Origin of the sequence: Mesorhizobium sp. M0139 (assembly GCF_040322455.1) — a bacterium.
GTDB lineage: Bacteria > Pseudomonadota > Alphaproteobacteria > Rhizobiales > Rhizobiaceae > Mesorhizobium.
Genome location: NZ_JAMYTN010000001.1, coordinates 472,888 through 497,128 on the forward strand (window position 1 = coordinate 472,888; position 24,241 = coordinate 497,128).

Annotated in this window: 20 protein-coding genes and 1 pseudogene; 5 read left to right on the forward strand and 16 right to left on the reverse strand. The window is 61.9% G+C overall.

From position 1 onward, the window contains the following. Window positions 1–182 precede the first annotated feature (182 nt). The 6 genes from NKJ58_RS02280 to NKJ58_RS02305 all read right to left on the reverse strand — a co-directional run bounded on the left by NKJ58_RS02280 (window position 183) and on the right by NKJ58_RS02305 (window position 9,126). A complete protein-coding gene (locus tag NKJ58_RS02280) occupies window positions 183–1,364 on the reverse strand; it encodes an ABC transporter permease (protein ID WP_031198424.1) in 1,182 nt (393 codons plus the stop codon). Beyond that, window positions 1,361–2,359 (reverse strand): ABC transporter permease, encoded by a 999-nt coding sequence (locus NKJ58_RS02285; RefSeq protein WP_023672136.1) that lies wholly within the window; start codon window positions 2,357–2,359, stop codon window positions 1,361–1,363. Before NKJ58_RS02285 ends, NKJ58_RS02280 begins: the two co-directional genes overlap by 4 nt. 2 nt (window positions 2,360–2,361) lie before the next feature. After that, window positions 2,362–4,260: an ABC transporter substrate-binding protein gene (locus NKJ58_RS02290; RefSeq protein WP_023816109.1), complete on the reverse strand. Its 1,899-nt coding sequence runs from the start codon at window positions 4,258–4,260 to the stop codon at window positions 2,362–2,364. After that, on the reverse strand, window positions 4,257–6,152 hold the full coding sequence (locus NKJ58_RS02295) for an ABC transporter ATP-binding protein (protein ID WP_023672138.1): 1,896 nt from the start codon (window positions 6,150–6,152) through the stop codon (window positions 4,257–4,259). The genes NKJ58_RS02290 and NKJ58_RS02295 overlap by 4 nt, the downstream gene beginning before the upstream one ends. Before the next feature lie 151 nt (window positions 6,153–6,303). Next, on the reverse strand, window positions 6,304–7,644 hold the full coding sequence (locus NKJ58_RS02300; protein WP_023672139.1) for an adenylate/guanylate cyclase domain-containing protein: 1,341 nt from the start codon (window positions 7,642–7,644) through the stop codon (window positions 6,304–6,306). A 303-nt stretch (window positions 7,645–7,947) separates the two neighbouring features. After that, window positions 7,948–9,126: a DUF3095 domain-containing protein gene (locus NKJ58_RS02305; protein WP_027050460.1), complete on the reverse strand. Its 1,179-nt coding sequence runs from the start codon at window positions 9,124–9,126 to the stop codon at window positions 7,948–7,950. A 74-nt stretch (window positions 9,127–9,200) separates the two neighbouring features. On the opposite strand from NKJ58_RS02305, the gene NKJ58_RS02310 reads away from it, so the two are divergent. Next, window positions 9,201–10,289 carry a glycosyltransferase family 4 protein gene (locus NKJ58_RS02310; protein ID WP_352852750.1) on the forward strand — a complete coding sequence of 363 codons (1,089 nt, stop codon included), beginning with the start codon at window positions 9,201–9,203 and terminating at the stop codon, window positions 10,287–10,289. Continuing rightward, window positions 10,286–11,044: a polysaccharide deacetylase family protein gene (locus tag NKJ58_RS02315; protein WP_352519412.1), complete on the forward strand. Its 759-nt coding sequence runs from the start codon at window positions 10,286–10,288 to the stop codon at window positions 11,042–11,044. Before NKJ58_RS02310 ends, NKJ58_RS02315 begins: the two co-directional genes overlap by 4 nt. A 1-nt stretch (window position 11,045) precedes the next feature. On the opposite strand, the gene NKJ58_RS02320 is transcribed toward NKJ58_RS02315, so the two are convergent. From NKJ58_RS02320 to NKJ58_RS02330, 3 genes are all read right to left on the reverse strand, one after another. Next, window positions 11,046–11,900: an MBL fold metallo-hydrolase gene (locus tag NKJ58_RS02320; RefSeq protein WP_023685072.1), complete on the reverse strand. Its 855-nt coding sequence runs from the start codon at window positions 11,898–11,900 to the stop codon at window positions 11,046–11,048. 111 nt (window positions 11,901–12,011) lie between these two features. Then, window positions 12,012–12,479 carry a cyclic nucleotide-binding domain-containing protein gene (locus NKJ58_RS02325; RefSeq protein WP_023672144.1) on the reverse strand — a complete coding sequence of 156 codons (468 nt, stop codon included), beginning with the start codon at window positions 12,477–12,479 and terminating at the stop codon, window positions 12,012–12,014. A 34-nt stretch (window positions 12,480–12,513) separates the two neighbouring features. Beyond that, complete coding sequence (locus NKJ58_RS02330; protein WP_023710306.1) at window positions 12,514–15,228, reverse strand: ABC transporter transmembrane domain-containing protein; 2,715 nt, start codon at window positions 15,226–15,228, stop codon at window positions 12,514–12,516. Window positions 15,229–15,490: 262 nt separating this feature from the next. Here NKJ58_RS02330 and NKJ58_RS02335 point away from each other — a divergent pair, with 262 nt between their 5' ends. Continuing rightward, a complete protein-coding gene (locus NKJ58_RS02335; protein ID WP_081731654.1) occupies window positions 15,491–16,162 on the forward strand; it encodes a class I SAM-dependent methyltransferase in 672 nt (223 codons plus the stop codon). Here NKJ58_RS02335 and NKJ58_RS02340 read toward each other — a convergent pair. From NKJ58_RS02340 to NKJ58_RS02360, 5 genes are all read right to left on the reverse strand, one after another. Continuing rightward, a complete protein-coding gene (locus NKJ58_RS02340; protein ID WP_023824401.1) occupies window positions 16,140–17,288 on the reverse strand; it encodes a glycosyltransferase family protein in 1,149 nt (382 codons plus the stop codon). The two genes, NKJ58_RS02335 and NKJ58_RS02340, sit on opposite strands and share 23 nt — an antisense overlap. After that, window positions 17,285–18,529, reverse strand: a complete 1,245-nt coding sequence (locus NKJ58_RS02345) for a glycosyltransferase (protein ID WP_023827410.1) — start codon at window positions 18,527–18,529, stop codon at window positions 17,285–17,287. The genes NKJ58_RS02340 and NKJ58_RS02345 overlap by 4 nt, the downstream gene beginning before the upstream one ends. 1 nt (window position 18,530) lies before the next feature. After that, window positions 18,531–19,745, reverse strand: a complete 1,215-nt coding sequence (locus tag NKJ58_RS02350) for a glycosyltransferase family protein (RefSeq protein WP_023672150.1) — start codon at window positions 19,743–19,745, stop codon at window positions 18,531–18,533. 230 nt (window positions 19,746–19,975) lie between these two features. Continuing rightward, on the reverse strand, window positions 19,976–20,236 hold the full coding sequence (locus NKJ58_RS02355; RefSeq protein WP_023732834.1) for a hypothetical protein: 261 nt from the start codon (window positions 20,234–20,236) through the stop codon (window positions 19,976–19,978). Between the two features lie 99 nt (window positions 20,237–20,335). After that, complete coding sequence (locus NKJ58_RS02360) at window positions 20,336–20,776, reverse strand: Lrp/AsnC family transcriptional regulator (RefSeq protein WP_023685065.1); 441 nt, start codon at window positions 20,774–20,776, stop codon at window positions 20,336–20,338. A gap of 146 nt (window positions 20,777–20,922) precedes the next feature. Between NKJ58_RS02360 and rocF the strand changes: the two genes are divergently transcribed. Both rocF and ocd read left to right on the forward strand, forming a co-directional pair. Further along, window positions 20,923–21,858, forward strand: a complete 936-nt coding sequence (gene rocF, locus NKJ58_RS02365) for an arginase (RefSeq protein ID WP_023754932.1) — start codon at window positions 20,923–20,925, stop codon at window positions 21,856–21,858. Continuing rightward, on the forward strand, window positions 21,855–22,916 hold the full coding sequence (ocd, locus tag NKJ58_RS02370; RefSeq protein ID WP_352852751.1) for an ornithine cyclodeaminase: 1,062 nt from the start codon (window positions 21,855–21,857) through the stop codon (window positions 22,914–22,916). The genes rocF and ocd overlap by 4 nt, the downstream gene beginning before the upstream one ends. A gap of 6 nt (window positions 22,917–22,922) precedes the next feature. On the opposite strand, the gene NKJ58_RS02375 is transcribed toward ocd, so the two are convergent. Both NKJ58_RS02375 and NKJ58_RS02380 read right to left on the reverse strand, forming a co-directional pair. After that, window positions 22,923–23,924: a LacI family DNA-binding transcriptional regulator gene (locus NKJ58_RS02375; RefSeq protein ID WP_023742039.1), complete on the reverse strand. Its 1,002-nt coding sequence runs from the start codon at window positions 23,922–23,924 to the stop codon at window positions 22,923–22,925. 90 nt (window positions 23,925–24,014) lie between these two features. Further along, window positions 24,015–24,202: pseudogene (locus NKJ58_RS02380) on the reverse strand (ABC transporter permease); the annotation flags it as partial. Window positions 24,203–24,241 lie beyond the last annotated feature (39 nt).

Here is a 24,241-nt window from a genome sequence, read left to right on the forward strand (position 1 = left end):
AGAGATCGGTAACGCCCGCGACAAGAACTGTTCACGGGTGAATCCCGAAGCTGACGCGCTAAGCTCGATTGCGAGTCGGCACATATAGGGGCGGACAATAAACAGTGCAACAACCGTACAGGAGGCCGGCAAGCGACATTCCGGGTGGCGTCGGCGGCACTATGCGTGGCGGAATGGCGATCTCACTTGTAGGGGTCCGCGGCGTCCCGCAAGCCGTCGCCGAGGAAGTTGAACGCCATGATGACGAGGATGACGGGCAGCATCGGCAAAAGCAGCCATGGATAGAACGCGATCACGCTGACGCTGCGCGCCTCGGTGAGCAGGATGCCCCAGCTGGTGATCGGCGCTCTCAGGCCGAGCCCGAGGAAGCTCAGCGCCGTTTCGCCCAGGATCATGCCAGGGATGGAGAGCGTCGCCGTCGCGATCAGATGCGACATGAAGCCGGGAATGAGATGCCGCCTGATGATGCGGCTGCTTCCGGCGCCCATCAATTGCGCCGCCAGAACGTAATCCTCCTCGCGCAAGGCCAGAAGCTTTGAACGCACGGCGCGCGCCAGTCCGGTCCAGTCGAGCAGCCCGAGGATGACGGTGATGCCGAAATAGATCAGGATCGGACTCCAGGTTATCGGCATGATCGCCGCCAGGGCCAGCCATAGCGGAATGCTGGGAATCGATTGCAGGACTTCGATTATTCGTTGAACGATCAGGTCGAAGATACCGCCGTGATAGCCGGCCAGTCCGCCGATGACGATGCCGAGCAGGAAGCTGAAACTGATGCCGACGAGGCCGATAGTCAGTGAAATGCGTGCGCCATAGATCATGCGCGAGAGCACGTCGCGCCCCAGCCTGTCGGTGCCGGCCAGAAACAGCTGCCCGTTTTCGGCAGGACAGACAAAATGCCTGTCACCTTCGATCAGGCCCCAGAACCGATAAGTGTCGCCCTTGCAGAAGAAACGGAGCCGCTGAACATCGTCGTGGTTCTCGATGTAGTTCCGCTTGAGCGTGTCCATATCCAGCGTCATCTGGCGGCCATAGACGAACGGCCCGACGAACTCGCCATTGTGGAACAGGTGCACGTGCTGCGGCGGCGCATAGATGTAGTCCATGTTGCGCGAGTGCAGATTGTAGGGCGCCAGGAACTCGCAGATCAGTATCCCGGAATACAGCACTGCCAGGAATATGCCGGATATAAGCGCAAGCCGGTGTTTGCGGAATTTCCACCACATCAGCCGCAACTGCGATGCCTGAAAGACCTTCGATTGCTCCGGCGTCATCGCCTCGACCGACTGCAGGTCGAAGGGCGCGCCGGAAATGTAGTGTTGCAGTGGAGCACCCGGAGCGGGCAGCGGCGAGTCCTGCTTCATTTGGTGCTGCCACCCTGCAAACGAATTCGTGGATCAAGCAGCGCCAGCGCCAGGTCGGAAATCAGCACGCCGATAACCGTCAGGAAGGCAAGGAACATCAGGAATGACCCTGCCAGATACATATCCTGGCTTTGCAGCGCCTTGATCAGCATCGGCCCGGTCGTTTCCAAAGACAAAACGATAGCCGTGATCTCAGCGCCGGAGATGATGGCCGGCAGGATCGAGCCGATGTCGGAAATGAAGAAATTGAGCGCCATGCGCAGCGGATATTTGACCAGCGCCTTGAACGGATGCAGGCCCTTGGCGCGCGCCGTAACGACATATTGCTTGTGCAGTTCGTCGAGCAGATTGGCGCGCAGCCGCCGGATCATGCTCGCCGTGCCGCCGGTGCCGATGATCAGGACCGGGATCCAGAGATGGGCGAGGATCGACTTCGCCTTGGCCCAGCTCATCGGCTCACCGAGATATTGCTGGTCCATGAGGTGGCCGATGGACGTGCCGAACCAGATGTTGGCGAAATACATCAGGATCAGCGCCAGCATGAAATTCGGAATGGCAAGGCCGAGAAGGCCGAAGAAAGTCAGGCCGTAGTCGCCCCAGCTGTATTGATGCGTGGCGGAGTACATGCCGATCGGAAAGGCGATGAGCCAGGTGAAGATGATCGTGACGAAGGAAACCAGCACGGTCAGCCACATTCGGTCGCCGACGACGTCGCGAACCGGCAGCTCATATTCGAAGGAATAGCCGAAATCGCCGTGCAGCATCCCGCCCACCCAGTAGAAGTAGCGAATGACCGGCGGCTGGTCGAAACCATATTCCTTGCGCATCATCTGGATGCGGTCGGAATCCACCGCTTCGCCCTGGGCCCGAAGCTCGGCGACATAGCTGTCGAAATAGTCGCCCGGTGGAAGTTCGATGATGGTGAACACCAGCGCCGATATGACCAGCAGCGTTGGAACCATCACAGCGATGCGCCAGACAAGATATCGAAGCACGCTCAGGAGCCTCCAAGCCAGAATGTGTCCGGCATGTAGACACCGAAATAGGAGGTCGGGTCGTAGCCGTAGAGTGCTTTGTCAGGCAGGTTGCGCAGCCGCGAGGATACCAGAATCGGCTGAAGTGTTTCGTTCACCGTACCGATAGAGAACACCTGATCGGTGTAGATCGACAGCATCGAGTTCCAGATTTCGGCGCGCTCGCTGGATTGGGTCGATCCGTTCCAGCGCTTGAGCAAAGCCATCAACTCGACCACTTCAGGAACATCGGGCGCCTCACCCATCTTGCCATGCGACAGATAGTAAGCGCCCCAGAGCGGCCATTGCAGCTGGTCGTCGATGGTGGGGGCCAACTGGTATGGATTCATGTCGGCGGTCGGCACGCCATTGTCGATGCCCGACGACATCGACATCAGGATCTGGCCGCCCAGCGCGCGGCTGCGGAAGATGTCGCGCTGCGAAGTCCGGATGAACAAAGCGATGCCGATCTTGCGCCAGTGATCGGTGATGAGTTCGAGCGCATCGGTTTCCAGCGTGCTTTCGCCGGCCGTTTCCACGATGATCTGCGCCGGGCGTCCATCGGGAAGTAGCCGCAGGCCGTCATCGTCACGGGCCTGAAGCCCGACCTCGTCAAGCAGTGCATTGGCCTGGTCGGGATCGTGGGCGACCCAGGCTTTCGCGAATTCCGGCCGGTAGAGCGGGCTCTCCGGCAAGACCGTATCGGCGCTTTCCTGCGCCAATCCGTAGAAGACGGCCATGTTGATCTCGCGCCGGTCCACAGCGAGCGAAAGGGCGCGGCGCACGCGCACGTCACGCAAAAGGCCACGCCACACCGGGTCGGCACAATTCAGATTGGGCATGAGCGCCAGCCGCGAACCCTGTGTGCGTTTCCACAGATGCATCTTCACCGGGTAGCGCTTCTCCGCGTCCTTCAGGAAGGAGTAATCGCTGAAGTCGATTCCCATGCATTGCAGGTCGCTCTCGCCCGCACCGGTCTTGGCGGAGATGATCGCCGACGAGCTGACATTCATGATGATCCGGTCGACATAGGGCAGTTGCCGGCCGTTCTCGTCTGTTCGATGAAAGAACGGGTTGCGCTCGAAGATGAACTGCTCGGCCGGCGGCTTGGTCCGGTTCTGCCAGGGGTCGAGCGTCGGCAGATCCGGGTTCTCCGGGCGATACTGCCGCGACATGCGGATATGCAGGAGCGTCCATTTCGCGGTCCGGTTCTCCTTCATCAGGCCGGCGAGCCGGAATGGATCCTGGTATTTCTTGTGGAACTGCTTGAGATAGGCGGCCGGCAAAACAAGCGGTGTCGGCGAAGCAGCGGCAAGCTTGGGCAGGAAGTCGGGATTGGGCGCGTCCCAACTGTAGCGGACCGTCAACGGATCGACGATCTCGAAACGTGGCGGCTTGCCGTCCGCCAGCAGGGCAGGGGCGAGCCCCCCTTGCGAAAGCTCATCGTTCAGCCAGACATCTTCCCAGCAATAACGAAAATCCTCCGGCGTCAGCAGGCTGCCGTCTGACCATTTATGGCCTTCCCGAATCTTGAACGTGAAGACGCGATCGTCCTTTACGTCGAAACTTTCGAGAATGTCGGCCTGAAAGTTAAGCTTTTCGTCATAGCCGACCAGCCGGGAATACCCGTAGATCGTCATCATCCGGATATCTTTCTGGCTGCCGATGATCGTACGCAGCGTGCCGCCATACTGGCCGGGCTGCCGGCCCATCGCGGCGAGGTTCAACGCGCGCGGGCTTTTGGGCAGGCGATCCGCGAGTGGCGGCAGAGCCCTGGCTTTCAGCTGCGGCTGAAGAAAATCCGGCTCCAGATCGCCGGCGCGCGCCGTGCCCGGCAGAAATGCCGAAGCCATGAGACCAAGGACAGTGCGGCGGCTGATCAATGGCGTAACTCGCTGACATCGGCCGAACGTCGGGCCAGCACGAGATGGCCGCCGCCGAGATCGAGCGGCGACAGCATATCCTCTTCGCCCTCGTCGCGGAATTGCGGGCCCCATGCGCTGGTGTCGGAAGCGCCGCCGAGCTTCAGCGTCTTGAAATCCATCGGCCGGTCGAGATCGGGGAAGGGGACTGCGGCGAGCAGTGAGCGCGTGTAGGGGTGGATCGGTTTCCTGAGCAGAATTTCGCGCGGTGCAAGCTCGACGATACGCCCGCCGCACATCACCGCGATGCGGTCCGCCATGTAGTCCACCACCGCCAGATTGTGGGATATGAACAGGTAGGTCAGGCCCAGTTCCTTCTGCAGGTCCTTCAGAAGGTTCAGGATCTGCGCCTGCACGGAGACATCGAGCGCCGAAACCGGCTCGTCGCAGATCAGCAGTTCAGGCCCCAGCGCCAAGGCGCGCGCAATGCCGATACGCTGACGCTGCCCGCCGGAGAAGCTGTGGGGATAACGCTGGATGAAGCGCGGATCGAGCCCGATTGCCTGCATCAGGCTCTTGACTGTGGCTAGCCGGGACGCGGCATTGCCACGTTGATGGATTTCCAGCGGCTCGCTCAAGATGTTTTCCACGGTCATGCGAGGCGAAAGCGACGAGACCGGATCCTGGAAAACCATCTGGAGTTTCGCCCGCAGCAAGCGCAGGGCGTCTCCCTCGGCTTCCAGGACGTCGATCGGTCCGTCGCGGCCGTTGAAGATCACGGAGCCGCCGGTAGGAGTGACGGCCCGCATCAGGATCTTGCTGACGGTGGTTTTGCCGCAGCCGCTTTCGCCAACCAGGCCCAGGCACTCACCTCGCCTGATGTCGAAGCTGACGCCGTCCACGGCGCGAACAGAGGTCTGATGGCTCCCGCTGAACCATCCGGAGTTGCGGATGGTGTAGACCTTTTTCAGATCCCTGACCGACAGCAGAATGTCGTCCGGCCCCTTCGCTTCCGGCGCCGTCTGCTTGCCCAGCAGGGTCCCGACATTCACCGGCACCTCGCGGAGCGCCTTCAGCCTTTCGCCAGGCTTCAGGTCGAAATGCGGGACGGCTGCCATGAGGCCCTTCAGGTAAGGGTGGCCTGGCCGGCGGAATATTGCCTCCACAGGGCCCGCTTCCATGATCTCGCCATGGTACATGACGACCACCTCGTCGGCGACATTGGCGACCACGCCGAGGTCGTGCGTGATCAGCAGCATTGCCATGTTGAGCTTGGTCTGGAGCCCACGAAGCAATTGCAGGATTTGCGCCTGGATGGTGACATCCAACGCCGTCGTTGGCTCGTCGGCGATCAACAGAGCGGGCCGGCAGATAAGCGCCATGGCGATCATGGCGCGTTGCCGCAATCCTCCCGAAAGTTCAAATGGATACATGTCGTAGGCGCGCTTGGGATTGGGAAACCCGACGAGGCCGAGCATTTCCTCGGTCCGTGCCTTGCGCTCCGTCCGATCCATGTGCGTATGAATCTGCAGGGATTCGCTGACCTGGTTGCCGATCGTGTGCAGCGGCGACAGCGATGTCATCGGCTCCTGAAAGATCTTGCCGATGCGGCTGCCTCTCAACGCCCGGATTTCGGGTCCGTCTCGCGGCATCTGCAGGATATCCTGCGTCGTGCCGGGCTTTTTGGGATCGGAAAACAGGATACGGCCGCGAACATGGGCCGTGTTCGGCAAGATGCCCATCACCGCCTGGCTGAGAACCGATTTTCCGGAACCGGACTCACCGACAAGTGCGGTGACCTTGCCGGGCAGGACGCGAAGATTTGCCCGCCTGACGGCATGCAACGGTCCCCCGACAATGGCAAAAGAGATGCCAACATCCTCGATCCGCAGCAGATCAACGCCTGCATCCATTCCCACACCAGCCCCAATCTGGCGCCTCCCGACCGGCCCCAAAAAGCAAGACTAGCGCATTGTCAGCGCAGAGCAACTTGGATTCGAAACGAATTCCCCGGCGACCGGCGGCCGGACAGCATACCAGGGCGTCCAGATCGGATGGTGGTGACTACTGGAGCTTCCTCCGGTCGCCCGCCGACAGCCGCGCGGCATCGCGATGAAGTAGCATGACCTGCTCGGCGTCCGATATCCGATCGTGAAACGGCTGCAGCGCAGCGTCTTCATCGAGTGCGAGAGCACCCGACAGATCGGGTGAAAGCACCGTCAGCTTCTGCTTGCTGCCCGCCAGTTCCTCCTCGCCGAGCGTCAGCCAACTGTTGGCCCCGCAATAACCGGCGAAGTCCTTGCTGGCGAGAACGCTGTGCGGATATTTCTTGGTCAGGGTCTGGAGACGCTGGACCTCGTTTACAGCCGAGCCGAAGACGGAGAATGTGAGTCGGTCGGTAAGCCCGACATTGCCGAACATCACATTGCCGACATGCAGGCCGATACCAAATTTTATGTCGCCCAGTCCTTGCTCTTTTCTGCGCAGATTGAGCTCCATCATGCGCATGCTGGCCTTGTGCGCAGCCGCAAGAGCAGCCTGGCAGGCGATCTCTGACTGCGCGCGGTGCCTTTCGCAGGGGTAGACGGCAATGAATCCATCCCCCAGGAAACTCATGATCTGCCCGCCTTTGCGATTGAAAGGTGCTGCGATGGCATCGAAAAACTGGTTCAGCGTATCGATATAGACTTCGCGGCCGGAGGTTTCGGCGAGCCTTGTCGACCCGCGCATATCGCCCATCACCAGCGCGGCCCGGATTGTGTCGCCCTCGCCGCGCTTGATCTGGCCGTCCAGCACGCGCCTGCCGGCGTCACCGCCGAGATACGTGGTCATCATGTTGTCGGCGAGCTTGGTGAGCACCGCCATCTTGCTTGCTATAGCGAGATGGTTCTGGATCCGCAGCAGCGCCGAAATCATGCTGTCGCTGAAGCCTGAAGCACTGTCGGTGGACCAGGACCCCAACATGCCCTGACTTGTATCGCCGTTGAAGGGATGGACGAAAGCCATGTAATCGGTGACGCCCATAAGCCTGAGCTCATCGAAAACAGGAAACTCCGACCGCACCGACGGGTCGAGCCGGCGCCGCAGATGGTCGAGCTTGTTGCTGAGCAGATGGTAGTATGGGCTGGTCAGGAATCTGTCGGAATGGACGCCGTTCTCACTCCGGAAGCCTTCCACTTCCAGGCCTTGGCCGCGAATCCAGGTGAAACCGAGCGCGTCATAAAGCGGATGCAGCATCGAAAAGCTCAAATGCACCCGCTTCAGCGGCAGGCCGGCAGCAGCCAGGCGTTCACAAAAACCCTTGACCAATGTTTCCAGGTCGTCGCCCGCCAGCGCCGATTGGGTCAGCCAATCGGCAACCTTATCCATGAGAATGTTGGAAATTTCTGCTTGCGCTGTGCTCATGCTATCTCGAAACCCGTCGAAGACGAGCCATCTCCTTTGATCCGCAAAATTCTCGAAGTCAATGAAGCCGGCTTCGGGGGCAGAAGCCGGCGAAGAATATCCCGAATGACTGTCCTTGCAGGAAGCAAGCAGACGTCGACCGCACAAATCACCTGCAACACTATGTGGCGAGGCTGCCGGCGAAGTGCAATCCCGATCCTGACATCGCGAAAATAATTGGTCGGCTCAGGCACCGTTGGGCTCGCCGGGTCCCAAGAACCATGGCCGCGGCGCATTGCGGAAAATCGATTCCCCAAGCCGTCATCAGACCGGCGCCTTCGCCTTCAGGCTTGCGGCAGCCATTGCATAGCCGCCGGCGGCGCCATCGATGAAGTGAACATGATCGCGCTGCAGCGGCGAGATGACGAGGCATGTCATCAAGGCCGACTTCTGGCGGTGCAGGCCATAGTTGCAGATGCCGGCCTCTTCCGCTTGTTTCAGCCGGTTCTCAATCCGCTGCAACACATCCGCGTCGACGTCGATGGTCATCTTCAAGCCGTCGTCGAACTTGCGGAAATCCGAATTGCTGGCCACCTCGCGCTTGTAGACCTTCGGATCGAAACCGCCGATCGTCCAGCCCAATTTGTCGGTGACGGCCGTAAGCGTCATCAGGAAGATCACCCACAGCTTGGCCAGCCACCGCCGCCCCGGCGGCGCCGTGGCCCGTGCCTCGACATCGAGACCGGCGGGCAAGAGACTATAGGCCGGACCGTCCACCGGCACCGGGTGGCCATCGCGCTCCTGCCTGCCGGCAAGGGTGATGATGTCGGAAGCCAGAAACTGGAAACCACGCAAGTCGCGCGATGCCCCGGGCACGGCTATGATCGAGACAATTTCGCCATGCCGGGCTTCGATCGGGTTCCAGCGGCAGGAGAGGCCGGTCAGATCCGGCCGCGCGCCGGCCGGGGCGGGGTCGACGCGGTAGCGCCCGGCTTTCATTTCGGCTTCCGCCCAACTGCCGCCGCCGCCGGCGAACATGGCATAGAAGGCTGCTTCGGAGGCCTGGAACCTCGCCACGCGAACGTCGAGGCCTTGCGCTCTTATGTCCTTTATCGGCACGATTGCGGCACGCAAGGTCAGGTCCAGTTCGTCCGCCACCCATCTCTGGACAGAAGCCAGCGCGTTACGGGCGATCTCCAGCGCCGAGCCGGGAAACGCCACGAGCGCGCCGTCGCCGCCGAAGACGAAGGGAAGATCTTGCCGGCCCAGTGCATTGAGCAGCGCCGAAATGACGCTGGCGCCGGCCATATTGACGGTTTTGTAGCGCCCGGCTTCGATTGCCTTGGTCGAGCCGACGATGTCGGCGGTGGCCAGCGCCCAGCCATCGGGGAGAGGCCGATAGTTGTCGATATCGGCAACGCTTTCGAACTTTGCGAAGACCGGCAAAGAAGCGACGAACGGGTCGGACGCGACAGCTGTTTCCATAAGCATCAGATAGCACATTCCAGCGCTTGAAGGTGAAGTCGATCATGCCTCGAAATTGACTTGGGCAGGCTTTGCGATGATAGGATCGCGCGATGCGAATTGCCTTCTACGCCCCGCTGAAGTCGCCCAATCATCCTGTTGTCTCCGGCGACCGCCAGATGGCACGGATGCTGGTCCAGGCGCTGCAGCATGGCGGGCATAGCGTCGAACTGGCATCGGAGTTGCGCTTCTATCTACGCCAGCCGGAACCGAAAAGTTTCGATGCGCTCATGATCGAGGCCCGGGACGAAGCCGCGCGACTGACAAGGCTTTGGGACCGTGACGGCAAGCCCGATCTCTGGTTCTCCTATCATCCCTACTACAAGGCGCCCGACCTGATCGGGCCCGAGCTGGCGTTGGCCTTTGCCGTCCCCTATGTGACGGCCGAAGCCTCCTATTCCGAACGGCGCAACGCCGGTACGTGGGCCGATAGCCAAGCATTGGTGGCGCGAGCCATCGAACAGGCGGCGCTGAACATCTGCTTCACGCAAAGGGATCGCCAGGGGCTGGCGGATGCTGTTCCCCACGCCGCTCTCGGTATGCTTTCACCCTTCATCGACACATCGGCATTCCACGAAATGCCGGTACTGGATTATCCGACGCGCCTCGTTACCGTCGCCATGATGCGCCCGGGCGACAAGGTCTTGAGCTATCGCATGCTGGCGCAGGCGCTCGGGTTGATCGGCCATCTCCCCTGGACACTATCGGTCGTCGGGGACGGACCTGCCCGTGACGAGGTAAAGGCGCAATTCGCCGGCTTGCCCGCCGACCGTATCGAATGGCTTGGCGCGATTGAGCCGGTCGCCGTCCCGGATGTCCTCTATCGCGGGGGAATCTACGTCTGGCCGGGTTACGGCGAGGCCTATGGCATTGCCTACCTTGAAGCACAGGCCGCCGGCCTTCCGGTGGTGGCTCAGGACATTGCCGGCGTGCCGGAGGTTGTGCGGCATGGCCAGACCGGGTTTCTCACCCCGCCGGGCGATGTGGCGGCGTTCGCTTCCGCAATTGCAAGGCTTCTGGCCAAGAATGACGAAAGAACCATCATGGCTGCAGAGGCCAGACGTTTCGTTCTCGAAGAACGCTCTCTCGGTGCTGCAAAGGCCCGTCTGGCGGAACTTCTCAAGATGATCCCGTTGTCATGACATCCGACCCGATTTGGCAGCCCCTGGTGGACGAGCTGGCGCACCGGCAACGGGCGGGCCGCAAGGCAGAGTTCTGGCTGCGCGACGATGACGCCGTGGATCCGACGCCGGCGCTCGATCGGTTGCTCGACCTCACCGGTGACTTCGCGGTTCCGGTCACTCTGGCCGTCATTCCGGCCCAGACCAACGGGAAGCTTGTCGTCCGGCTTGACGCGGCGCCGCATGCCACGGTCGCCATTCATGGCTGGGCGCACCGAAATCATGCGCCCGAGGGTCAAAAAAAGCAGGAGCTCGGCGCGCATCGGCCACGCGAGGTGGTGCTGGATGAGCTGGCCGGCGGGCTGTCGCGTGTAACCGGCCTGCACGGCGCACGTGCGGTTCCGATGCTGGTGCCGCCTTGGAACCGGATCGACGCCGGCCTGGTACCCGACCTCGGATCGATAGGATTTGCGACATTGTCGGTGTTCGGGCCGTCAAGGCCGGCTTCCCTGGCGGTCATCAACAGCAATGTCGACATCATGGATTGGCATGGCACGCGCGGCTGCCGCGATCATGGTCTGTTGGTTCAGGCCATCGTCGCGCAATTGCAGCGTGCATTCGACGGCGGCGAACCGGTCGGCCTGCTCACCCACCATCTCGTCCATGATGAATCGGCATGGCTTTTCCTCGAACGGCTGTTCACGATCACCGCGCGGACCGAAGCCTGCGCATGGCTTCCGATCAGCACATTGACCGAACGCAGCGCCGGAAAATAGCTCAGCGCTTTTTGTTCACTGAAGTTGGGAATGTGAGCGTCTGGCCATCCCGCGCCGCAAAAGCGCCGGCAAACCTGTCCTTGGCCAGTTTCTCCATCTCGTCCAGCTCATCGTCGGTGCGTGCCGGATCGTGGTGAAACAGCGCAAGCCCGCGCGCGCCGGCCGCCTCGCAGAGCTTGACGCCCTGTTGCCATGTCGAGTGCCCGTTGCCGCGGTAGCGCTCCATTTCCTCCTCGGTGTAGGTGCAGTCGTAAATGACGAGGTCGGCATCTCTGATCAGGCCGAGCACCGCCTGGTCGAGTTTGCCCGGCTCGTGCTCGGTGTCTGTGATGACCGCCACGACGCGGCCCCCCCATTCGACCCGGTAGCCGATGCAGCCGCCCGGATGGGTAAGACTACCGGTTCGTACAACAACTCCTTCGCGTGGCCGAAGCAGGTCTCCGGATGCGAAATCGCGGCAGTCGAGGCTCGCCTTGCAGACACCGAGTGTCACCGGAAACCATGGCGGCCGAATGAATTCATCGACCATCTGCCGCGTCGTCATGCGTCCAGCGAGATGCCCGGACCAAAGCGTAACTTTGATGCCTCGTTCATAAATAGGCTTGAAAGCCGGCAGCCCGATGATGTGATCGTAATGGCAATGGGTAAAAAACAGGTCGAAATCGGTGACGCCCGACGCTCGAAGCGTCCTGCCGGCAGGCCGCAGGCCGGAGCCCGCGTCGAACAGAAGCGTATGCTTGCCGCATTGCATCTCGATGCAGATCGTGTTGCCGCCATAGCGAGCAAATTCTGGCCCCGACACCGCAATGCTGCCGCGCACGCCCCAAAACCTGACAAGGAAGAAATCGTCGTCCATGCACCCTTTCGCCCATCGTAGCCAACCAACTGCTGCCAGAGTCGTTCCAGGAAAGGTGTGACACGGTTCCGGAAACTGCATCAAAACAAAGAAACAGAGCGGCTCGCCGCTTCAGTGCAACTGTGAATCGCTCTCGGCCGTTCGTGCGTCGATCAGGTCCGCGGTCGTACTGCTTAGCCTATCGGCAAGAACCCGCAATATCTCGATGGTCATTTCGGGAAACTCCTTCATAAGCCTCAGGAAATGGTCCTTGCGGATTCTCAAGGCCTCCAGCTCACTTGCCGCTTTGACGGTGGCAGTACGGGAGCTGTTGCACAATATGGCAATCTCGCCAACGATCGAATTTGGCAGCAATTCAGCAACTTTGATCGGCCCATTGTCGGAATCGACCAGAATATCCGCGCTGCCCGAAAGGATGACATAGGCCGCGTCTGCCTCGTCGCCCTGCCGGAAAAGAATCTGGCCGGCACTGTAGTTCACGCGATCGGACGTGAACGCGAGCAGCTTGAGCTTTGTCGGCTCGATGCCAGAGAACAAGGGAACGCGTTGCAGCATTCCAACTTCATCCTTGAGCAGCATTGTCGCAAACCTTCCTGAATTCGCGTTTGCCAGACTATGACACAAGTTCCTTGAAGATACCGTTTCCCGCCAAGAGTGTCTCGTGTGTTCCGTCTTCCACCAATTGGCCTGAGTCAAAGACCACAACCCGATCGAACATCGCCGCCATTGCCGGATTCGTCACCACCCACACAATTGCCGGCGAATGGCCGTCGCGTCTGGCTTCGTCGAGCACATTCCGCAACACTTTGTCCTGCACGCGCTGGTCGAGCGCTGACAGCGGCCGATTGAGAATGAGGAAATCGGGACGCTTGAGCAAGGCGCGGGCAACATCGAGCTTCTGTCGCTGTCCGCCGGTCAGCCGCCTGCCGGCGGCGCCGACGTTGAAGTCCAGGCCGACATCCAGAAGCTCGGCATAAAGTCCCAGTTCGTCAAGAATATCATAGACGATGGAGCGAATACGGTCCGGCGCGTCGGGATGGTTGTTGCCGACACGCCCGAACAGGACGTTGTCCATGACGGTGGCCGCGGCGATGTATTTGGCAGGATCAAACCGTTCGACAGCTTTCTCCAGCTCGGCCGGCAGGTTTTCATAGAACTGGTTGCGTGCAGCGATGATCTTGCTCATCAGCTCGTCGGTCAAGAGGCCGAAGCGATGCCGGGGCTCGATATAGGCAAAGCTCAACGTGACCATCATGGCGCGGTCGTTCTCCGAAACCGCATCGTAGGGGCGATTCTTGAGCCGTTGCAGCAAGGTTTCGTAGGCGGGTATCTCCTCGGCGCTCATGAAGGCGAGCTGCTGGAAGAACTGGTGTTCGGGCGGCAGGTCGGCAAACAGCTCGATCGCCTGTTCGGCGATCTCCATGCCCATTTCGTAGAGCGTGCGGTCGAGGCCGGCTTGCTTCAGCACGGAAGCAAAATAGGGATTGGACGCCAGTGCCTTGTGAGCCAGTTCGGGGCCGGCCGCAGCGCCGAAGAGCAGGTTCTGGCCGATCGTCGCTTCCTTGTTGTAGGCGCCCGGTTCAAAAGGAACCACCAGCGCGCTCAGGCCTTCTTCCTCCAACCGGGTTCGCAGCGCCGCACGCAATTCGACGATCCGCCCGGCAAGCTTCGTGTGGCGCTTGAGGTCGGCCGAAGAGCGCAAGCCTAGATCCAGAATGTCGCGCGACAGAAGAACCGCGTCGAGCACCCGGCGCACGGCTTCGAAGAGGTCGTGCGGGCCGGTGGCGCCGGCGGAGGCATAGTTGATCCAATCGCTGCGGATATCGAGATCCGGATTGCCCGACCGGCGCGCCTCGTCGATATTCCAACGGTGCTGGTCCGCCGCGGCGCCGTCATATGTCACCGATGTCAGCGGCGCATGCTTCAACCCGTAGAGCAAATTGTCGCGCAGGCTTGCCTGGAACAGGAAAACATCCGACGAAGCGTAGGACATGCGCCGGCCGGTCACGGCTTCGGGGAGATCGAGCAAGTCATCGGAGCCCGAAACGATCCTTCCGCTGTCCGGCCAGGTCAGCCGCGCAAAGGCTTCCGCAAGCGCCTCCGCTCCCCCTGTTGCGGTGCTGACCAGCGCCACCGTCTCACCCGGCTTGACCTCGAGCGAGATGCGATTGAGGAGCATTGCGCCGCCATCGTCTGCTATCGACAGGCTGACCGCCGACAGCGGCTTGGTCATCGGATCGGGATCGTCGACCGTCAGTGCTCCGATTTCCGGCGCGATGATATTCTCGACGGTGAACTGTTCGACGACCTGCTGATATTTGACCTGGACATCCTGCCGGTCCTGATCCCAGTCGATCAGTTCCTTCATCGGTCCGGGCAAGTCCTTGTAAGCGCCGATCACGGCCACGAGCTGGCCGACATCCAACCGCCCCTGGATGACCAGATAGCCACCGATCATGTAAAACAGAAAGGGCGTGAGCTGCGCGAGAAAATTGTTGAGGAACTTTACCATGAATTTCCATTGGTAAAGATCGAAGCGGATTTTGAAGATGAGCCCGAGCCGGGCTGCTATGTCGGCGCGCTCGTAGTTCGACGTATCGTGGACGTGAACCGCGCCGATGCCGTCGACGATTTCGCCAACCCGGCCTGAAAGCGCGCGCGCCGTCAACTGCCGCTGGCGCCCGAGCACGAGCAGCCGCCGCCGCATTCGCGGGATAAGCACGATCTGGATCGCCACGATCACGACCGCTATCATTCCGAGCCAGACGTTCTGGACCATGATGAACAGCATGGCCGTCAGCGCCTGGCCGCCGAGCAGCACCGGCTGCAGGAAGGCATCGCCAATGAAGCCGCCCAGCGGCTCCACCTCGTCCTTCACCATGGTCGCCACTTCGGCGGATTTCACCCGCTTGAAGTAAACCGGCGGAAACCGCAGCACACGATCGACCAGATCGAAACGAATACGCCGCAGCATGCGTTCGCCGAGCCGGCCCTTGTAAGTGTTGATGTAGAGCTTGAACAAGCCGTTGATGACGACCAGCAAGAGGAACACAAGGCTGAGCGCAAGCAGGGTCGAGGTGCGGTCCAGTTGAAAACCGGAGAAGAACTGGACCTCGCCGATGAACGGCAGGTTATAGTGCAACCGCATGAATGGCAGGGTCGCGCCCGGTTGCTCGAACCCCTTGCCCTGGATCGGGCCGTTGACGATCAGCTTCGGCAGGTCGAACGACATGAAATACGGGACCATCGAAAGCACGACGATCATCAATATCCAGAGCTGCTGCTTCCTGGTGTGCGTCCAGATATAGCGGGCTAGGCTGGTTTCCATATGCGATTGTCAGTTTGAAGGATGCGGAATGTAAAGGCACCTGCTGGCAAATGGTGTATCGGCCATGTCTTCGCCGCCAACGACGAGCTCAAAGCGGCAGCTGCGCGCCAGGCGGATGGGCGCCGATGGTCCGGACAAATTCAATCGGCCTCCTCCGGGCAATGGCGAAACGGCTTGCGGCACAGTCGCGTCCGCAAGTCGAACAGGCAAGAGGCAAGATTGCGTTGTGTCGCCGGAAATCCCAACATAGAAGACGAATATGATGGATGTCACGCAACCACGCAATGCCGGCATGGGTGGGCATGAGCAAGCCCTGGACCTCACGCGGGGAATTGCCGCCTACGTCGACCACCCTCTCGTGGCCGGGCTGGCGCGCGTCATCGCCAAGCATCCGCAGGCCGATATCGCCAATGCCTTCAACCACAAGCAGGTCGCCTGCAAGATGTGGGCGCTCGACAGGCTGTTCGAAAGCGACGGCGGCCGGTTCGAACGCATATGGGTTCTGGGTGGATGGTACGGCGTATTGCCGGCGATGCTTTTCAACGACGCCCGCTTCGACATCGCGGCGATCGACAGCATCGACATCGATCCCGAAGTCGGCGCGGTCGCCCGGACACTCAACCGGCAAGCCGGCGAGCGGTTTCAAGCGCTGACGGCAGATATGTACACACTCGACTATGCCGCCGGCGGGCCTGACCTGGTGGTCAATACGAGCTGCGAACACATAGCCGATCTCAGCGCCTGGCTTGCCCTGCTTCCGCGGGGTACGAACGTGCTGCTGCAGTCGAACGATTATTTCAGCGAGCCGACGCACATCAACTGCGTGGCGTCACTTGCGGCCTTCGAAGCCATGGCGGCGCTGCGGCAGATCAGGTTCTCCGGCGAATTGCCGACAAAAAATTATACACGCTTCATGCTGATCGGAGCTGTTTGAAGCGCTCGCGCAGGATTTGCGCCGAGCGCCGCGCCCCTTCCAGATCGAGACGATGCGCGGCTGGCGGCGGTCCGGCAAGCGCCTGCTCGATCGCATGCGCCAGACCTTCAGGCGTCAGGTCCTGTTCCGTCAGCACCGTTGCAAGACCGAGCTCTTCGAGCATCAGAGCGCGACGCGTCTGCTCGGTTTCCCCGCCGGCTGCAAATGGAACGAGCAGCGAGCGACACCCCGCGCGCATGACATCGCAGACCGTGTTGTAACCCGCCTGCGAGACCGACAGGCGGGCGCCGGTCAGCAGGCTGGCGAAATCCCCGCGGAACCGGAAGATGGACAGGCGTGGGGAGGCATCGCGTGAAATCGCGTCAAACTCGTCCTTCGGCAGGTTTGGGCCGGTGATCAAACACCATGTCCAGGCGTTATCGGCACTTCGCGCCGCCGCGACGGTGGATCTGACAAGGCTCTTTCCGGCCGCCCCGCCGCCAACCGACACCAGAACGTCGAAGCGCTCTGAGGCCGCTTGCGCCGGCGGCGCGGCAACGAGCCCGGTGTAGGCGACCTCGGCCCTGATCGCCCCAGCCAGCGGAAATGTCTTGTCGATGGTTGCGAAAGCCGGATCGCCATGGACCATGACAAGATCGAAATGCCTGTTGACGATATCGACCGTTTCTTCGTTTCGGCTCGGCTTCACGCGCTCCTGAAGGATGTCGCGGACGGACGCCGCCAGCAGCGGTCTGGGCGATGTCGCTTCGATGGCCTCGATCAGTGGCAAGAGTTCGAAACGCATCTGCCGGCGTCCAAAGGGAAACGCCTCGATAATGACGATGTCGGGCCTGTAATCCCGGAAAGCCTGCAGCAGCATCTCCGAGCGCCGCGTCTTGAAATCATCGTCGATGGCTTTGCCCTGCAGGTCGACAAGTCCGGAAAATCCTTCGTCACCGGAGGTGACAGGCGGCAGGGTCACGGATTTTACACCCGATCCCGGAAATCCCGCGATCGGCGCTCCGCCGGTCACGACGGTGACGTCGAACCCGTCATCGACCAGAGCCGCCGCAATGCGGCTGGCGCGCGCGAGATGGCCGATGCCGAGCAGGTGCTGAACATAGAAGAAAGCGCGCAGCCGCTTCATTCGGCGGCCCGCCACTCCCGCTCGAACAGTTCCTTGAGCTGTCCAATGCCTGCCACATGATCGAAATTGCTTCGCACGCGCCGCTCCGCGGCGTCGCCGAGACGGGCGCGGAGGACGGGATCGCGGATCAGGCGCTCCAGCGCCTGTGCCAGGGCAGTCGGGTTTTCCGAGGGAATCAGCAGCCCGGTTTCATCCGACGACAAAAGCTCCGGCACGCCGGAAATATCGGTCGACACGCAGGCAAGCCGCTGGCTGGCCGCCTCCACCAGAACATTCGGCAGGCCGTCCCGGTCGCCATCCGCGGTGATCCTGCAGGCCAAAGCGAAAATGTCGGCGCTGCGGTAGTGCTCAAGCACCTCCTCCTGCGCCAGCGCGCCTTTCCAGGAAACGCGCCCCTCCAGCCCGAGCCTTTGCGCCAGCGCCTTCAGCCGTTTCAGTTCCTCGCCGCCACCGATATGCTCGAAACACCACGCCAGATCGCCAGGCAAGAGGGCAAGAGCCTCCAGCAACGTATCATAGCCCTTCTTTTCAACGGCGCGTCCGACACTCAAGATCATGACCGGTTCGGCCGGCGCCGAGCCGTCACGCTGTTTTCGCGCCTCGCCGAAACTGCCGAAGCGGTCAAGGTCGAGCCCATGATAGCTCAGATGCACGGACGAACTGCCGTTGGCGAGTTTTTTCAGATGGTCGAAGCCGGTTTTCGTGCACGTGACCGTCCAGCGCGCCGAGGAAAGCTTGCCGGCCAGATCCCAGTCCGCCGACGTCCAGATGTCCTTGGCATGGGCTGAGCAGCTCCAGGGCAAGCCACGAAGCTGGCTGGCATAGCGCGTCACCGATGCCGGCGTGTGCGCGAAATGGGCATGCAGCCATCCGGCATCTTGCGGCCATTCGGCCGCCAGCACCAGCGCTTGCCCGAAGCGCCGCGCGCGATTGCGGGTAAAGTCGCGGCGGATATCGGCAGCGAGCGATTTGAGCGCGCGCCAGAAGCCAGGCCGCGGCAGACAGGCAAACAGCGATCGAACCACGCGCAGCGGCTCTCTGTGCAGATATTCCGGCAGATAATGGACGGGGGCCTTGATCTCGTCATGCACGGGATGACGTTTTGCGTCGGTCGGCCGCCTGAGCGCGAAAAGTATCAGGTCGAACCCCGCACGCTCCAGACCGAGCAGCTCCTGCGCGATGAAGGTTTCCGACAGCCGCGGGTAGCCCTTCAGAACCACGACGATCTTGCGGTGTTGCAACTCAGTTCATGCCTTCAATGACCGAAAGGTGATGGCCGGCCCGCCGGTCGAGCAGTTCCGCGACGATTTCGGAAATATGAGGCAGCCCTTCCAGCGTCAGATGCGCATTGCTCTGCGATGGGCGGGGCCGGCCCGGCAAAACCTGCAGCGCATCGGCAAACCGCTGGGCATCCTCGGCCTCCTCGGGCAAAAGCATCTCGATGAGGCCGAGTTCGGCTGCGCGCCGTGCCCGGATCAGCTGTTCCTCGCGCGGCGTGACGCGCGGCACGATCAGCGCCGGCTTGTCGAAAGACAGTATCTCGCAATAGGTGTTGTAACCGCCCATCGCCACCACCGCCTTGGCGCCGGCAATCAGCTCTTCCATGCGGTTGTCGAATTCGATGATCTTGACGTAGGGGATCTTGGCCCCTTTCCTGACCAGCTTGTTGCGCTTGCGCGCCGGCATGTAGGGCCCAAGCACGATCAGCGCCCGGTGCTGCAATCGCGGATCCTGCTGATAGGCCTCGATGACGTTGTGGATCAGGTCGGCGCCGTCACCGCCGCCACCGGTGGTAACCAGGATATAGTCGCCCTCGGGCCGGTGGCCGGGCAACTGGTTCTGCTGCAGGCTCCGTTGCAGGAAACCGACGAACTTCATCTTTGCCCTGACCGCCGGCGGCACCTCCAGGCCGGTCAGCGGATCGTAGAAATCCGGCGGGCCATAGACCCAGACCTTGTCGTAGAACAGGCCGATCTTGCGCATCACATCCCTGCGTGCCCACTCCGCTTCGAGCAAATGCGGCGCGTCCATCACCTCGCGCAGGCCAAGCACGAGCGTGGTGCCCCGCGTCTTGAGGTAGGACAGCGTATCCTCGATCTCTCCGCGCAGCCCCAGCGGTTCCTTGTCGACGATGAAGATATCCGGCCGGAAGCTCTCGGCTGTGTGGCGGATAATCGACTGCCGCATCCTTAGCGTCTCATGCAGATCGATGTCCTTTTCAAGCGAGGTGTATTCGCCGTTGCGCAGCTTGATGACGCTGGGAATCTTCACGAAGTCGACGCGGGCGCGGTAGTCGAAGGCGCCGGCGATGGTCGCGCCCGAAATGATAAGCACCTGAAGACCGCGGAAATCCCCGACCAGCGAATGCGCGATCGTTCGGCAGCGCTGCAAATGGCCGAGCCCGAACGTGTCGTGGCTGTACATGAGAATTCGTGCGTCTTTTGCGTGCTGTGTCATTGTGAACGTCTTTTAGAATTCTCGCCGGACCGTGGGCAACCCCGCAGGCTTCGAAACCATTCTCGCGGGTCTAACGACCTGTTTTGAAACATGGGGGCGAGAGGTACGCAACGGCATTCTTCACCTGGGCACGAATGCCAGGGGGCGCTGATTGTGGCGCCATGCCTTGTCTTCGCCGATGATAGACGGCCCGAGCACAAATCTCTGTCATGAGGCTTGACCCCGTGGAATTAAATGCCCTGCGGCCTGAGGCAGGCAAAGCGAACATTGCGAAAAATCAAGGGCGACCAAGGCGAAATGAGGCTGCCGCACATTGTGAGGAGAACCCGCACCTTGGGAAAATGCTTCATAATCCATCGAAACACAACGGCCGCCAGAGGCCGCACGTTGCGGCCTTTTATCCTGCCATCAGCCTTGGCCTGTGGCAAGCGTCCGGTCCTTGCACCGTTGAAGCTGGTGCAATCTCGCGTCATGCCGGCTTCCTCCGTCATGTGGAGGATAGCTGCGGCCCCAATGAGATTCGTCGGCCAGGCGACCCATTCGCCAGTTCCGCCCAAAGCTTTGCGTGAACACGCCGGCCGGAACGGCGGCTAAGCCAGCCGTGCCCTTGTCGTCCTCGGCGTTGCCAGCAGCAGACTTGTCTCGCTGCCGGTTATCCCGGGGATGAGCCGTATCCGCCTAAGCACCGCGTCGAAATCGGTGAGCGACGCCGTTCCGAGTTCGACCACCAGGTCCCAGCGGCCATTGGTGGTGTGAATGGTCGAAACCTCGGCGAGGCCGCCGAGCGCCCGGACCACGCGGTCGGCGGCATGGCCCTCGATCTCGATCATCATCACGCCGCGTATCCGCTGGTCGACCGCGTCGGCGCGCAGCACCACCGTGTAGCCGATGATCTCGCCCGTTTTTTCCAGCCGCTCCATGCGCGCCCTGACCGTGGCGCGCGACACCCCGAGATCGACCGCGAGATCGGAGATGCTGCGCCGGGCATCATGCCTGAGCAGCGTGACCAGCCTTTCGTCGAGCAAGTCCATGATTCTATCCACTTTGACCAAACTGACTTATCGGATTGATAAATCATTCTTCTCGAAATGCCAATTTCGCCTGTTCATACTGCCGGGCCGGGATGGTTCATTCCACGCATCAACCGCCCAATCAATTTACAAGGACAACAAGAAACATGCGCTGCAGGATCGTTGGCGCGCCGGTGCAGGACGGCGCCGGCAGGATGGGATGCGAGATGGGGCCAAGCGCGCTGCGCACGGCCGGGCTTGTCTCGGTGCTGTCGGAACTTGGCCACGAGGTCGAGGACTGGGGCGCGGTGCAACCGGCCGCCGTGCGCGCAATCGTCCATGGCAATCTCGCGCTGAAGGCCCTGCCGGAGATTTCCGCCTGGACGGCGGCGATAGCCGAGACCGCCTATGCGGCTTCGCGGAACGCCATGCCGATCTTCCTTGGCGGCGACCACGCGATATCGGCCGGCACGGTGTCGGGCATAGCCCGCCGCGCCGCCGAACGCGGCCGGCCGCTCTTCGTGCTGTGGCTCGACGCACATCCCGATTTCCACACGCTCGATACCACCGTCAGCGGCAATCTGCACGGCGTGCCGCTCGCCTATGCCAGCGGCCGGCCGGGCTTCAACGGTTATTTCCCGGACCTGCCTGTCGCCGTCGACCCTGCCCACATCTGCGTCATGGGCCTGCGCAGCGTCGATCCGGCGGAGCGCCGGGCGCTGAGCGAAGCGGGGGTTACCGTGCACGACATGCGAACCATTGACGAGCACGGCGTCGCACCTTTGCTGCGCGCCTTCCTGGCCATCGTCGAAAAGGAAAACGGCCTGCTGCATGTCAGCCTCGACGTCGACTTCCTCGACCCCTCCATCGCGCCGGCCGTCGGCACCACCGTGCCCGGCGGCGCCACCTTCCGCGAGGCGCACCTGGTGATGGAGATGCTGTCCGACAGCGGCCTGGTCTCCAGCCTTGATCTGGTCGAGCTCAACCCGTTCCTCGACGAGCGCGGCCGCACCGCCACGCTGATTGTCGACCTCGCCGCCAGCCTGATGGGCCGGCGCATCATGGACCGCCCGACCCGCAGCCATTCCGGAAGCATTGCATGACCCAGCCTTCCCGCCTTGCCATCGTCCCCTTCGTCAGCGTCGACCGCATGATGAAGCTGGTGCTGACCATCGGCGTCGAGCGGTTCCTCACCGAACTCGCCGCCTATATCGAGGAGGATTTTCGCCGCTGGGAGCTGTTCGACAAGACGCCGCGCATCGCCTCGCACAGCCATGACGGCGTCATCGAACTGATGCCGACCAGCGACGGCAAGATGTACGGCTTCAAATATGTCAACGGCCATCCGAAGAACATGCGGGAAGGCCGTCAGACCGTCACCGCCTTCGGCGTGCTCGCCGATGTCGGCTCCGGCTATCCGATGCTGCTCACCGAAATGACGATCCTGACGGCGCTGCGCACCGCGGCGACCTCCGCTGTCGCGGCCAAATATCTGGCGCCGAAAGGCGCGCGCTCGATGGCCATCATCGGCAATGGCGCCCAGTCCGAATTCCAGGCTGTCGCCTTCAAAGCGCTGCTCGGCATCGACCGGCTGCGGCTCTACGACATCGACCGCTCGGCTTCCGAGAAATGCGCCCGCAACCTCGCCGGCAAAGGCTTTGACATCACCATCTGCGCCACCGGCCAGGATGCTGTGGAAGGCGTCGACATCATCACCACGGTGACCGCCGACAAGCTGTCCGCCACCATTCTGACCGACAACATGGTCGGTTCCGGCGTGCACATCAACGCGGTCGGCGGCGACTGCCCCGGCAAGACGGAACTGCACCGCGACATCCTTTTGCGCTCCGACATCTTCGTCGAGTTCTCGCCGCAGACGCGCATCGAGGGCGAAATCCAGCAGCTCCACGCCGACCATCCGGTGACCGAGTTGTGGCAGGTGATGACCGGCAAGGCGGAAGGCCGCAAGACGGCGGAACAGATCACCTTGTTCGATTCCGTCGGCTTCGCCACCGAGGATTTTTCCGCGCTGCGCTATGTCAGAGACCAGCTTCAGGCCACCGGCCTCTACGAGGAGCTCGACCTGCTCGCCGATCCCGACGAGCCGCGCGACCTCTTCGGCATGCTGCTCAGGGCAGCGCTGCAGCCGGCCGCCGCCTGAGGGACTTCAGCCGCTCAACGGCGCGCAGCTCTCCCGTTCGACGAGCACCGGGGTGAGCACTTCGCGGCGCGAATGCGCCGCAGGCTCGGCAACCCGCTCGAGCAGCAGGCTGACGGCGCGGGTGCCGATCTTCTCGACCGGCTGTGCGATCGTCGTCAGCGGCGGCCAGGTGGTGACGGCATAGGGGATGTCGTCGAAGCCGATCATCGACATGTCGCCGGGGACCCGCAATCCGCGCCCGCGCAGCACTGTCAGCGCGCCCATGGCCATCAGATCGTTGCAGGCAAACAGCGCCGTGATCCCCGGCGCCTGCGCCATCAGCCGCTCCATCGCCGTGCGGCCGCCGGCGAAGTGGTAGTCGGAATCCACCACCGAGGCCGGCGGCAGGTCGAGGCCGGCTTCCTGCAGCGCCCTGGCGAAGCCGCGCAGGCGGGCCGGGCTGGAGCTGGAATCGCGCGGGCCGCCGATGACGCCGATCTTCTCGTGGCCGAGCCCGGCCAGATAGCGGCCGGCGAGATAGCCGCCATGATCGTGATCGACCAGCACCGAATCGACATTGACCGAATGGATCTCGCGGTCGAGCAGCACCGCCGGGACGCCGGGCAGAAGGCTGGAGAACACCCGCGCATGATCCGACGAGCCGGCGAAGATCAGCCCGTCGATCTGCTTGGCCATCAGCACCTGGAGGTAGCGCTCCTCCTTCTCGGCGCTGCCGTCGGAGTTGCACAGGATCACAGTATAGCCGGCAAGGAAGCCGGCATCCTCGATCTGGCGCGCCACGCCGGCGAAGAACGGGTTGGAATTGTCCGGCAGCAGCAGGCCGATGGTCTTGGTCTCGCCGCGCCTCAGGCTGCGCGCCAGCGTGTTCGGGCTGTAGCGCAAGGCGGCGATGGCCGAATGCACGCGCTCGGCCGTCTCAGGCTCGACATGGCGCGTGCGGTTCATCACATGCGAGACGGTTGCGACCGACACTCCGGCATGGCGCGCGACATCGGCAATCGTCGTCATTTCTTGTCCCCTAGTGCATGTCGCCCGGAGTGTCCGGCGGATCTGGGAAAATGACATCCATAAAACAAAAACCAAAAAGCGCGACGCGCTTTATCGGATCACCCTCAACAGCTTTTCCCGATAGGCGTCCAGGATGACGGCAAGCACAATGACAAGGCCTAGCACGATCGGCTTGAAAATTGTCGCCGACGCCGAGCAGCTCGTAGCGAACGCCGGCGACCGGGCCACCGATGTTGACGCAACAGATAGACCATGGCGACGATGCCGGCGCGTTCTCCCTTCCGCCGGAGCGCTGTATCCTTCTCAGCCCAGTGATT

Excerpts from the sequence above, each read along its gene's own strand:
- NKJ58_RS02280 (WP_031198424.1), bottom strand. The coding sequence starts at position 1,364 with ATGAAGCAGGACTCGCCGCTGCCCGCTCCGGGTGCTCCACTGCAACAC.
- NKJ58_RS02295 (WP_023672138.1), bottom strand. The coding sequence starts at position 6,152 with ATGGATGCAGGCGTTGATCTGCTGCGGATCGAGGATGTTGGCATCTCT.
- NKJ58_RS02300 (WP_023672139.1), bottom strand. The coding sequence starts at position 7,644 with ATGAGCACAGCGCAAGCAGAAATTTCCAACATTCTCATGGATAAGGTT.
- NKJ58_RS02305 (WP_027050460.1), bottom strand. The coding sequence starts at position 9,126 with ATGTGCTATCTGATGCTTATGGAAACAGCTGTCGCGTCCGACCCGTTC.
- NKJ58_RS02310 (WP_352852750.1), top strand. The coding sequence starts at position 9,201 with ATGCGAATTGCCTTCTACGCCCCGCTGAAGTCGCCCAATCATCCTGTT.
- NKJ58_RS02315 (WP_352519412.1), top strand. The coding sequence starts at position 10,286 with ATGACATCCGACCCGATTTGGCAGCCCCTGGTGGACGAGCTGGCGCAC.
- NKJ58_RS02320 (WP_023685072.1), bottom strand. The coding sequence starts at position 11,900 with ATGGACGACGATTTCTTCCTTGTCAGGTTTTGGGGCGTGCGCGGCAGC.
- NKJ58_RS02325 (WP_023672144.1), bottom strand. The coding sequence starts at position 12,479 with ATGCTGCTCAAGGATGAAGTTGGAATGCTGCAACGCGTTCCCTTGTTC.
- NKJ58_RS02330 (WP_023710306.1), bottom strand. The coding sequence starts at position 15,228 with ATGGAAACCAGCCTAGCCCGCTATATCTGGACGCACACCAGGAAGCAG.
- NKJ58_RS02335 (WP_081731654.1), top strand. The coding sequence starts at position 15,491 with ATGGATGTCACGCAACCACGCAATGCCGGCATGGGTGGGCATGAGCAA.
- NKJ58_RS02340 (WP_023824401.1), bottom strand. The coding sequence starts at position 17,288 with ATGAAGCGGCTGCGCGCTTTCTTCTATGTTCAGCACCTGCTCGGCATC.
- NKJ58_RS02350 (WP_023672150.1), bottom strand. The coding sequence starts at position 19,745 with ATGACACAGCACGCAAAAGACGCACGAATTCTCATGTACAGCCACGAC.
- NKJ58_RS02355 (WP_023732834.1), bottom strand. The coding sequence starts at position 20,236 with ATGACGGAGGAAGCCGGCATGACGCGAGATTGCACCAGCTTCAACGGT.
- NKJ58_RS02360 (WP_023685065.1), bottom strand. The coding sequence starts at position 20,776 with ATGGACTTGCTCGACGAAAGGCTGGTCACGCTGCTCAGGCATGATGCC.
- rocF (WP_023754932.1), top strand. The coding sequence starts at position 20,923 with ATGCGCTGCAGGATCGTTGGCGCGCCGGTGCAGGACGGCGCCGGCAGG.
- ocd (WP_352852751.1), top strand. The coding sequence starts at position 21,855 with ATGACCCAGCCTTCCCGCCTTGCCATCGTCCCCTTCGTCAGCGTCGAC.
- NKJ58_RS02375 (WP_023742039.1), bottom strand. The coding sequence starts at position 23,924 with ATGACGACGATTGCCGATGTCGCGCGCCATGCCGGAGTGTCGGTCGCA.